This is a genomic window from Mesorhizobium sp. CNPSo 4661 (assembly GCF_057784215.1).
In genome coordinates this window covers 380,480-389,845 of the sequence record NZ_JBWGIO010000001.1, presented here as the reverse complement: position 1 = coordinate 389,845, position 9,366 = coordinate 380,480, and the positions used below count along the sequence as shown (strand labels likewise).

Annotated in this window: 11 protein-coding genes; 3 read left to right on the top strand and 8 right to left on the bottom strand. The window is 63.3% G+C overall.

All coding sequences use genetic code 11. The features are described from left to right. Positions 1-8: 8 nt before the first annotated feature. The 4 genes from rfbC to AC0YKC_RS01810 form a co-directional block, all read right to left on the bottom strand. Complete coding sequence (gene rfbC / locus AC0YKC_RS01825; protein ID WP_488509527.1) at positions 9-563, bottom strand: dTDP-4-dehydrorhamnose 3,5-epimerase; 555 nt, start codon at positions 561-563, stop codon at positions 9-11. After that, positions 556-1,446 carry a glucose-1-phosphate thymidylyltransferase RfbA gene (gene rfbA / locus AC0YKC_RS01820; protein ID WP_488509525.1) on the bottom strand — a complete coding sequence of 297 codons (891 nt, stop codon included), beginning with the start codon at positions 1,444-1,446 and terminating at the stop codon, positions 556-558. Before rfbA ends, rfbC begins: the two co-directional genes overlap by 8 nt. 222 nt (positions 1,447-1,668) lie before the next feature. Then, positions 1,669-2,259 (bottom strand): biotin transporter BioY, encoded by a 591-nt coding sequence (locus tag AC0YKC_RS01815; RefSeq protein ID WP_488509522.1) that lies wholly within the window; start codon positions 2,257-2,259, stop codon positions 1,669-1,671. Between the two features lie 22 nt (positions 2,260-2,281). Then, a complete protein-coding gene (locus AC0YKC_RS01810) occupies positions 2,282-2,407 on the bottom strand; it encodes a hypothetical protein (RefSeq protein ID WP_434721743.1) in 126 nt (41 codons plus the stop codon). 73 nt (positions 2,408-2,480) lie between these two features. Between AC0YKC_RS01810 and AC0YKC_RS01805 the strand changes: the two genes are divergently transcribed. Next, positions 2,481-3,389: an MBL fold metallo-hydrolase gene (locus AC0YKC_RS01805; protein ID WP_488509520.1), complete on the top strand. Its 909-nt coding sequence runs from the start codon at positions 2,481-2,483 to the stop codon at positions 3,387-3,389. Positions 3,390-3,392: 3 nt separating this feature from the next. Here AC0YKC_RS01805 and AC0YKC_RS01800 read toward each other — a convergent pair whose 3' ends face one another. Both AC0YKC_RS01800 and AC0YKC_RS01795 read right to left on the bottom strand, forming a co-directional pair. Beyond that, on the bottom strand, positions 3,393-4,178 hold the full coding sequence (locus tag AC0YKC_RS01800) for a DUF1499 domain-containing protein (protein ID WP_488509517.1): 786 nt from the start codon (positions 4,176-4,178) through the stop codon (positions 3,393-3,395). A gap of 82 nt (positions 4,179-4,260) precedes the next feature. Then, entirely contained in the window at positions 4,261-5,889 is a 1,629-nt protein-coding gene (locus tag AC0YKC_RS01795; protein ID WP_488509515.1) for a fatty-acid--CoA ligase, read from the bottom strand. Between the two features lie 190 nt (positions 5,890-6,079). On the opposite strand from AC0YKC_RS01795, the gene AC0YKC_RS01790 reads away from it, so the two are divergent. Both AC0YKC_RS01790 and AC0YKC_RS01785 read left to right on the top strand, forming a co-directional pair. Beyond that, positions 6,080-6,436, top strand: a complete 357-nt coding sequence (locus AC0YKC_RS01790; protein WP_320294813.1) for a hypothetical protein — start codon at positions 6,080-6,082, stop codon at positions 6,434-6,436. A gap of 115 nt (positions 6,437-6,551) precedes the next feature. Further along, a complete protein-coding gene (locus tag AC0YKC_RS01785; RefSeq protein ID WP_320294812.1) occupies positions 6,552-6,941 on the top strand; it encodes a DUF427 domain-containing protein in 390 nt (129 codons plus the stop codon). A 260-nt stretch (positions 6,942-7,201) separates the two neighbouring features. Here AC0YKC_RS01785 and AC0YKC_RS01780 read toward each other — a convergent pair whose 3' ends face one another. Together AC0YKC_RS01780 and AC0YKC_RS01775 are read right to left on the bottom strand one after the other, a co-directional pair. After that, positions 7,202-7,912 (bottom strand): polysaccharide deacetylase family protein, encoded by a 711-nt coding sequence (locus AC0YKC_RS01780; protein WP_488509624.1) that lies wholly within the window; start codon positions 7,910-7,912, stop codon positions 7,202-7,204. 150 nt (positions 7,913-8,062) lie between these two features. Continuing rightward, complete coding sequence (locus AC0YKC_RS01775) at positions 8,063-9,160, bottom strand: glycosyltransferase family 9 protein (protein ID WP_488509512.1); 1,098 nt, start codon at positions 9,158-9,160, stop codon at positions 8,063-8,065. Positions 9,161-9,366 lie beyond the last annotated feature (206 nt).

Below are 9,366 nucleotides of genomic sequence, written 5' to 3'. Positions count from 1 at the left end.
GTCCCTCCTCACGCGAAGACCTCCGCCGCGCCGAGCAGAGGCGCCTTGCGATCCTTGTCCGAAAGCTGGAACCCGGCGGCAATTGCCGGCCATTCGATGCCGATCGCGGGGTCGTCGAAACGGATCGACCGGTCATGCTCGGGCGAATAGGTGTCGGTCACCTTGTAGAGCACCTCGGTATCCGGCACGAGCGTGACGAAGCCGTGCGCGAAGCCTTTCGGCACCAGGATCTGGTTGCCCTTCTCGGCCGATATCTCCAGCGCCTCCCATTTGCCGAAGGTCGGCGAGGTGCTGCGGATGTCGACCACGACATCGAGCAGGCTGCCCCGGATGACGCGCAGCAGCTTGGCTTGCGCGCGCGGCGGCAGCTGGTAATGCAGGCCGCGCAGCACGCCTGCCGCGGCGGAATAGGAATGGTTGTCCTGAACGAAGACGAGATCGATGCCGGCCTCCGCGAAGCGTTGGGCATTCCAGGTCTCGCTGAAAAAGCCGCGCGCATCGCCATGCCGCTTCGGCACGATCTCCAGCACGCCGTCGAGGCCGAGCGGCCTGACCTCAAGCACCACGTTCCTCCATCAGGTCGGCCACCCGCCGGCGCAGATAGGCTGCATATTCGTTCTTGCCGAGCCGTGCGGCGCGCTCCAGGACCTCGTCGGCGCTGATCCAGTCCTGTTCCAGCGCAATCTCCTCAGGGCACGCGATCTTGATGCCCTGGCGATGCTCGATCGTGCGCACGAAAGACGATGCCTCGAGCAGGCTGTCATGCGTGCCGGTGTCCAGCCAGGCATAGCCGCGGCCGAGGCGGTGAACATGCAACTCGCCACGTTCGAGATAGACATTGTTGACCGCGGTGATCTCGAGCTCGCCGCGCGCCGAAGGACGGATCGTCGAGGCGATGTCGACCACATCGTTGTCGTAGAAATAGAGACCGGTCACGGCCCAGTTGGACTTCGGCTTTTGCGGCTTCTCCTCGATCGTCAGAGCCTTGCCGGTAACCTTGTCGAAGGAGACCACGCCGTAACGCTCGGGATCATCGACATAGTAGGCGAAGACCGAGGCGCCGCCATCGCGCGTCGCAGCCTCGCGGCAGAGCTGCGGCAGGCCGCCGCCGAAATAGATGTTGTCGCCGAGGATCATCGACACGCTGTCCTTGCCGATGAAGTCACGGCCGATGATGAAGGCTTCGGCGAGGCCGTTGGGCTGCGGCTGCTCGGCATAGGACAATTCCAGCCCGAATTCGGAACCGTCGCCCAGCAAAGCCTGGAAGACCGGCAAGTCGCGCGGAGTTGAAATGACCAGAATCTGGCGAATTCCCGCGAGCATCAGAACGCTCAGCGGGTAATAGATCATCGGCTTGTCGTAGATCGGCAGTATCTGCTTAGAAACCGCTAATGTAAGCGGATAAAGGCGTGTTCCGCTGCCACCCGCAAGGATAATTCCTTTCAACAAGCTCTCCTTGAACTACCGCGGCCCCCGCCTCGACGCCAAGTTGCCCGTGCTTAGGTTTCGAGCGCTGGCTTGTCAATGTCGGCTTTGACTGCTTCCCGACGCTGGTTCACCACTTTCTATCATCCGGCATGCGCTGGTTTCGAGCGAAATCCGACCGCGCCATGAAAAAGGGCCGGCGGGCGCCTGTCGCCCGCCGGCCCCTTTTCTCGTCGATCGTTCTCAGCCGCGCTTGAGCAATGCCCACACGGCCGGCACCAGGCTGGCGGCCAGAGCCACCTTGATCAGGTCGCCGACGATGAAAGGCAGGACGCCGAACTGCCAGGACTTTTCCGGCCCGATGAGGATCGCCAGCCAGGCAAAACCCATCGCCATCATCACGACCTCCGCCGTCAGCATGGCGCCGAACAGCTTGAACGGATTGCGGTCCCAGCCGCGATCGGCCGCCCAGCCGGCGATCGCCGCCATGACCACGAAGCCGGCGAGATAGCCGCCCGTCGAGCCCAGCATGTAGGCGATGCCGATGCCCTTTTCCGGCGTGCCCTGGAAGACCGGCAAGCCGAAAGCGCCTTCGGCGAGGTAGAGAAGGAGCGTCGCCACAGCCAGCCGCAGGCCGAACGCCGAGGCGATCAACAGCACAGCGAGCGTCTGCAGCGAAAGGTCGACCGGGCCGAGCACCACTTTGGTCTTGGCCGAAAGCGTGAGCAGCAGGGTTCCGGCGAGCGCCAGGAAGAGCTGCGTCGCGAGCCGGGCAGCGCCCCGATCCGGCAGGGTGAGAGAAACAAGCGGGCGCATCGTGGTTGCAGTTGCCATGGTCTTCCCCGTTCTGGCTAATTCACTGGGTGGCTGATTTGCCGGCTTTAAAGCGCATCGCGCAAGAGCGGATTGAGGCGATGCGCTTCAAAAATTTGTCTTGATGCATGCCGTTCTCCCAAAACCGCTGCGCAGTTTTGGGCGACATGCATTGATTTTCCTATATTGGCTTCCGTATCGGGCGGCAATCACTTTGCCGCATTGCAGCGGAGCTAGCCGGCATGGCCCTTGAATTCGACACCAGCTTCGATCCCGCCTATGGCCGGGCGGTTGCGGTTGCGCCGGACGTGCTGCGCGTCACCGCCAGAAATCCGAGCCCTTTCACCTTCCACGGCACCAACAGCTATCTCGTCGGCCGCGACACGCTGGCGGTGATCGACCCGGGCCCGGAAGACGACGCCCATCTCGAAACGCTGCTCAAGGCGATCGGCGACCGGCCGGTCAGCCACATCTTCGTCAGCCACACCCATCGCGACCATTCGCCGCTCGCGGCTCGATTGAAGGAGCTGACCGGCGCGCCGACGCTTGCCGAAGGCCCGCATCGGCCGGCGCGGCCTTTGCGCATCGGCGAGGTCAATCCGCTCGACGCCAGCGCCGATCTCGGCTTCGCTCCCGATATCGTGCTGGCCGACAATGCGCTGACCCAGGGCGACGGCTGGGCAATCCGCACCGTGCTGACGCCCGGCCACACCGCCAACCACGCCGTGTTTGCCCTCGAAGGAGCCCGAACCCTGTTTTCAGCCGACCATGTCATGGCGTGGTCGACCTCGATCGTTGCGCCGCCGGACGGCGCCATGGCCGACTATATGAGCTCCCTCGACAAGCTCTTGGCGCGCGACGATCGTTTGCTGTTGCCGGGCCATGGCGGACCTGTGAGCGCGCCGCAAAGGTTCATGCGCGGTCTCAAGACACATCGCAAGATGCGCGAAAGGGCGATCCTGGAACGCATCCGCGCCGGAGACCGGACGATCGCGGAAATGGTCGCGGCGATCTATCGCGACACAGACCCGCGGCTGCATGGCGCGGCCGGCCTTTCGGTGCTTGCCCATATCGAGGATCTGGTCGCGCGCGGCTTGATCATCACGGACGGCGATCCGGCCATAGACGGCGTTTTCGCGCCCGCTGCGTAGGCTCTATTCGGCTGGCGCCGCTCCGACTTGCCCGGCGACCTCCTGGTCGAGCTCGCCAAGGAAATCCGTGATGCGGGCGGCATTGTCGCCCAGGTCGTAGCGGCCATAGCGCGAAGCCGAGCGCATGTCGACGATGACCTGCTCGCCGTCGTCGGTGACGCGGATGGCGACGTCGGCCGGCAGTCCGAGCACGAAGCCCTTGGCCAGCGCATTGATCGTCGCCTCGCTCTGACCGTTGATGTCGGGATAAGGCGCCGTCAGCTGCCAATCGCGGCGGTCGAGCACGGTTTCGACAGCGTCGACGACGGTTTCGAAAGGCAGGTTGTAGCTGCGCCCGCTGACCAGCGGATAGGCATCGGCCTGCAGGCTTTGTTCGCCCGGCGTCGGCGGCGACAGCTCGTTCATGTCGCCGGTGCGATCGCTGGTGTCCAACACCGGCGGATCGTCGAGATCGGTCGAGATGTCGCGCAGCGGCGGATAGATCGTCGCCCAGTAGACAGCGACGCCGTAGGGCGCCAGCACCAGAAGCGCCAGCAGCGCGCCGATCGAGAGATCGCGGCCGCCGCGATCGCCGAAACTCCAGACCCTGGACAAACCGAGACCGGCCAGCAACAGGGCAAGCGCCGCCAGCAGCGCCACGAGCGCCAGCACCCACAGGAAGGGCGGCGTCTCGACGAGACCCAGCCTGTAAGCGGCAATGACGGTGAGCAAAAGGACGAGGGAAAATGCCCCGATCCGCCGCGACCAGCCGGCCGCGCTTGACGTCTGCCGTTCAGGAATAGATGCCATTCTTTGCCGTGTCGTCCCAACCCGGGTCGAGAGTTAGCGGGTTTTGGCGCCGGCTTGAAGCCGAAAGATCGAACATTTTTCGTCAATCCGTCGGCAGGCGGTAATCCTTGAACTGGTCGCGCAAGCTGGTCTTCTGGATCTTGCCGGTGGCGGTGTGCGGAATTTCGCCGACGAAGGCCACGTCGTCGGGCATCCACCACTTCGCCACCTTGCCGCTCATGAAGGTGAGGATGTCGCCCTTGCTCGGCTGCCTGCCGGGCTTGCTCACGACGACGAGCAAGGGCCGCTCACCCCATTTCGAATGCGGGATGCCGATGGCCGCCGCCTCAGCCACGTCCGGATGGCCGACAGCGAGATTCTCGAGATCGATGGTCGATATCCATTCGCCGCCCGATTTGATGACGTCCTTGGCGCGATCGGTGATCTGCATGTAGCCGCTGGCGTCGATATGGGCGACATCGCCGGTGTCGAACCAGCCATCGGCATCGAACTGCTCGGCGCCGGCGCCGCCATAATAGGCGCGCGCCACCGCGGGGCCGCGCACCTTGAGATGTCCGAAGGTCTTGCCGTCCCAGGGCAGCGCGTTGTCGTCGTCGTCGGTCACTTTCATTTCGACGCCGAAGGGCGGAAAACCCTGCTTGCCCTGGACATCGAGCCGCGCCTCGCCGGTCAGCGTCTCATATTGAGGCTTCAGGGTGCAGAGCGTGCCCAGCGGCGACATTTCGGTCATGCCCCAGGCATGCACCACCTGCACATCGTAATTTTCCTGGAACTTCGCGGTGATGGCGCGCGGACAGGACGCCCCGCCGATGACGACCTTCTTCAGGTAGGGCAGCTTCTTGCCGGTCTCCTCCAGATATTGCAGCAGCATCATCCACACGGTCGGCACGGCGGCGCTGAACGTCACCTTTTCGGTGTCGAGCAATTCATAGATCGAAGCGCCGTCCATCCTGCAGCCGGGCATCACCAGCTTGGCGCCGATCATCGGCCCGCTCTGGCCGAGACCCCAGGCATTGGCGTGGAACATCGGTACGACAGGCAGGATCACATCCCGGGTGGATATGCCCATGGCGTCAGGCATGGCGGCCATCATGGCGTGGAGAACATTGGAGCGGTGGCTGTAGAGCACGCCCTTCGGGTCGCCCGTCGTGCCCGAGGTGTAGCACATGCCGGCTGCGGTGTTCTCGTCGAAGGTCTTCCAGGCGAAGGCGCCGTCGGCCTCGGCCAGCCATTCTTCATAGGCGACGGCATTTGCCAGCGAGGTTTGCGGCATATGCGCCCGGTCGGTCAGCACGATCACCTTTCTCAGCGACCGGACCGCACCGGCGATCTTTTCCAGGAGCGGCACGAAGGTCAAATCGACGAAGATCGCCTTGTCCTCGGCATTGTTCATGATCCAGGCGATCTGCTCGGGAAACAGCCTCGGGTTGAGCGTATGATAGATCGCGCCGATGCCCATGATGCCGTACCAGGCCTCGATATGGCGAGCCGTGTTCCAGGCAAGGGTCGCGATGCGGTCGCCAAGCCTGAAGCCGTCACGATCCAGCCGCTGCGCGACCTTGAGCGCCCGGTGATGGATTTCGGCAAAGGTGGTGCGCACGATCGGGCCTTCGATCGAACGCGACACGACCTCCCGGCTGCCGTGCTGGCGTTCGGCATGGTCGATCAGCTTGTGGCAAAGCAGCGGCCATTCCTGCATCAATCCGAGCATCTGTTGCTCCCCTTCGCGCATTCGCGTCGTTTGTTTCACGCATTGTGGAACGAACCGGCGGTTTGTCCAGCCGCCATAAGTCGAAGCCCGTGGATGGATCGAAGAACCGGAAAAACCGCCATAATCCGGCCATCGTCGCCGTTAAGTTTCATTAACGGGCTGGGTGAGATTGGCGAATGGAGTGGTTCGCATGGACGCGCAGCTCGACGATAAAGCCCTCGAAAGCACGCTTGCCGAAAGTCTGGACGATCTGACGCCGGACACCAAAATTGTTTCCGATGATGAATTTGCCGAAGTCGTCGGCGGCGCGCTGGAGGCCGTCGGCGGAACGTTACTGTTCAAGATGCGCGTCGAAAACGGCGCCGAGGGCGAGCATGTCGCCGCGGCCTGCATCGGCAATGCCGACAATCGTCAGTTCCTGCTGCTCACGCTGCCGGCCAGCGGAGGCGCGCTAAAGGTCGAGACCGCGGCGAGGAGCACCAATCCGGTGGCGGGCATTGCCGCCGCCTATGCCGGCCTCATGGATGCCTTCAAGACGGCCGCCTGACGCCGACTCGCCCGGGGCGACAGACGTTCAATGAATGGTGATGGCGCCTTGCGCGGCGCAAGCTTGCACGAGGCGGGTGCTCGACACATGTAAGTCTCCCCCAAGGAGACCATTCATGGACAAGCTTGCCAATCCAGCCCCCGGCTTTCAACGCAATCCCGACAAGGTGATCACGGTCGAATCTTATCGCGGCACCGTCACTGTCCGCGCTGGCGACAGGATCATCGCCACATCGACTGCGGCAAAGATTCTCTCGGAGCCACCTTACCCGGCCGTTTTCTACATCCCGTTCGACGATATCGATTTCGGCAAGCTCGCCCCGACCGACCATTCGACACATTGCCCATACAAAGGCGATGCCAGCTACTGGAGCGTCCAGCCGGCCGGCGAAGCCGGCAAGAATGCGATGTGGGCTTATGAGCATCCGTTCGACGAAATGGTCGAGATCCGCAATCACGGCGCGTTCTACACGAACAAGGTGACGGTCGAAGCCACGCCCGGTTGAGCGACAGGCTGGATTATCACAGACGTTTGAGATCGGCCGAAACGCCTTTCCGTCGTCATTCTATGGCGAAGCAAGGAGCGAAGCGACGCGGCGAAGACCATAGAATCCATTCCGTGACTTCGAAGCCACGCCATGGTCCGGAATTCTGCTCCGCTGCGCCCTATGATTAAGGTAACGGAACGGATTCCAGGGTCTTCGCGACGGAGCTGCGCTCCTGCTCCGCCCTGGAATGACGAGGCTACGACCCCTCGCACCGCCCCTCAGTCCGTCGTGCCGTCATTGCCTACGGCATCGTCGAGGCGCACGAAGGTCATGCCCTTCTGCTTCAAGGCGAGCAGCCCCTGGACCACGCCCTCGCCGGCCGCATGGGTCGGCTGGTTGATGTGGGCGATGATGACGTCGCCGTCCTTGGCGGCGCCGATGCGGCGCGCCGTTTCCTTCGCGCCGAGCAGCGAGCCGCCGTCGCCGTTGACCGAGAAGCCGGCGACCTTGAAGCCCAGCCTGCGGATCATGGCGATCGCCGAGGGGCTGTATTCGGCGGTTGCGCCGCGAAACCATTTCGGCGCCGGCCCGCCTGCGCCGGCCAGAGCGGCAGCGCCGGATTCAACCTCGGCCTGCACGGCGTCCGGACTGCCGGCGCTGCGGATGCCATAGATCTTCTGCGGCGTATCGACCGCCGGAATGTGGCGGCCGCCGTGGTTTTCCAGTTCGAACAGATCGGGATGCGCCCGCATGATCTCGACGGCTTCGGCATTGCGCTTCAGCCAGATGCCGGTGACGAAGATAGTCGCCGGTATCCTGTTGTCGACGAGCGCCGAGAGTATCCTCGTGTCGGTCTTTCCGCCGCAGGCATCGAGCGTCAGGGCGACGCGCCCGCCGCCGCCCTCGACGCCCTGCGGCTTCACATGAAGCTTCGGTTCGAGCAAGGCAGTGGCATTGCCCGCCGACGCGGTGAACACCGACAGCGCCATCGCGCAAAGAGAGTTTCGAAACACGCGCATTCCTTATTTCAAGTCCTTCATATCGAACGTTTTGCCACATGAAAACCGCGCCCAAAGGCGACCGGCATCAAGGCGAAAATCAGGATGCCCAACCCGCAAACGCGGAATTTTCCCGCAATATCAAACCGTGCTGTTGAGGGCCACCTCTGTCCGCGACAGAAGCTCGCGCACGGCATCGACGACCGAGGCCACTTCGACGCGCCAGACGCAGCATGCCTTGCTCGGATCGGTCCGGTGACACAGGTCGCCGCCCACGCAGTCGCAAGGCATGGATGGTCGCATCGAAATGCTGGGCGCACCGACCGGCCCCCACCGGATCGGGTTGGTCAGACCAAACAGACCGACCACCGGCGTGCCGGTTGCCGCCGCCATGTGCATCGGGCCGCTTTCGTTGCCGAGAAACAGCCGTGCCTCCTGGAGCAGCGCCAGCAACGTTTCCAGCGATAGCGCCCCTACCAGATTGACGACCGGCGTGCTGACCATGGCCATGATCTGGTCGTTCGCCTCGGCCTCATCGGGACCGCCAACCAGAACGACGGAGAGACCGGTTTCGGTCGATATCGTGTCGATGGCCGCGGCGAAGCGCTCGGGCAGCCACCGGCGCCCCGGGAAGCTCGCACCGGCATGCACCACCATGAAGGCTTTGCGCCGAAGACCGGAGTTGTCCAGCAAGGCCAGGGCCCGCGCCGTTTCCAGCGGCAGCGGCTGGATTGAGGGAGCCTTCACACGCAGATCCACGCCAAGCGCCTCCAGCGGCGAAAGATAGCGATAGAGAAAATGCCTCTCGCCGTAGCCGAACGGCTTTGCCTGGACATTGATGGATTGGCGCTCGAAACGACGCAATGGGTGTTCCGACGGATAGTAGCCGACCCGGGTCTTCGCATTGACGACCATGGCGATGAAATGCGACGTTCTTGAATCGGTCAGGTCAATGGTCATATCGAAGCCGAACCGGCGTAGATTGCGGATTACTCGCCAGAGTTCCAGGCCGCGCTGCAATATAGTGCCGCGCGCACTGCCACGCCTGAAAGTAACGGTCTCAGACGCGATCCCGTGTGCGGTCAGGAAGCTTCCGAAACGGGTCTCGCAAAGGAAGACAACCTTGGCGCCGGGATATGCGATCTGGAGATTCTTCGCCAGCGCGGAGGCAAGAATGAGATCGCCGATGTACTTCGTTTGCAGGATCAGGATCGAGCGGACGGGGCCAACCGGCAACATCCTTGACCGGGCTCCGGACGGATCGGACTCCAGGGAGCTGGGCTGGGACATCGACATGCGGGACCATCACGCGTATTTCAAGGTGATCTCATATACAGGACGATCAGGCCCTGGGCCACAACGACTCTTGCGAGCCACCAAGAGCCTCGAGGCGGCCGACGGGCGGCAGCTCGCGTTCCCGCCCGAGCGGCGAACCGCGCACCAAT

Coding starts and splice junctions, on each gene's coding strand:
- AC0YKC_RS01785 (WP_320294812.1), top strand. CDS start 6,552: ATGGACAAGCTTGCCAATCCAGCCCCCGGCTTTCAACGCAATCCCGAC.
- AC0YKC_RS01815 (WP_488509522.1), bottom strand. CDS start 2,259: ATGGCAACTGCAACCACGATGCGCCCGCTTGTTTCTCTCACCCTGCCG.
- AC0YKC_RS01805 (WP_488509520.1), top strand. CDS start 2,481: ATGGCCCTTGAATTCGACACCAGCTTCGATCCCGCCTATGGCCGGGCG.
- AC0YKC_RS01790 (WP_320294813.1), top strand. CDS start 6,080: ATGGACGCGCAGCTCGACGATAAAGCCCTCGAAAGCACGCTTGCCGAA.
- AC0YKC_RS01800 (WP_488509517.1), bottom strand. CDS start 4,178: ATGGCATCTATTCCTGAACGGCAGACGTCAAGCGCGGCCGGCTGGTCG.
- AC0YKC_RS01780 (WP_488509624.1), bottom strand. CDS start 7,912: ATGGCGCTGTCGGTGTTCACCGCGTCGGCGGGCAATGCCACTGCCTTG.
- AC0YKC_RS01795 (WP_488509515.1), bottom strand. CDS start 5,889: ATGCTCGGATTGATGCAGGAATGGCCGCTGCTTTGCCACAAGCTGATC.
- AC0YKC_RS01775 (WP_488509512.1), bottom strand. CDS start 9,160: ATGTTGCCGGTTGGCCCCGTCCGCTCGATCCTGATCCTGCAAACGAAG.
- AC0YKC_RS01810 (WP_434721743.1), bottom strand. CDS start 2,407: ATGTCGCCCAAAACTGCGCAGCGGTTTTGGGAGAACGGCATGCATCAA.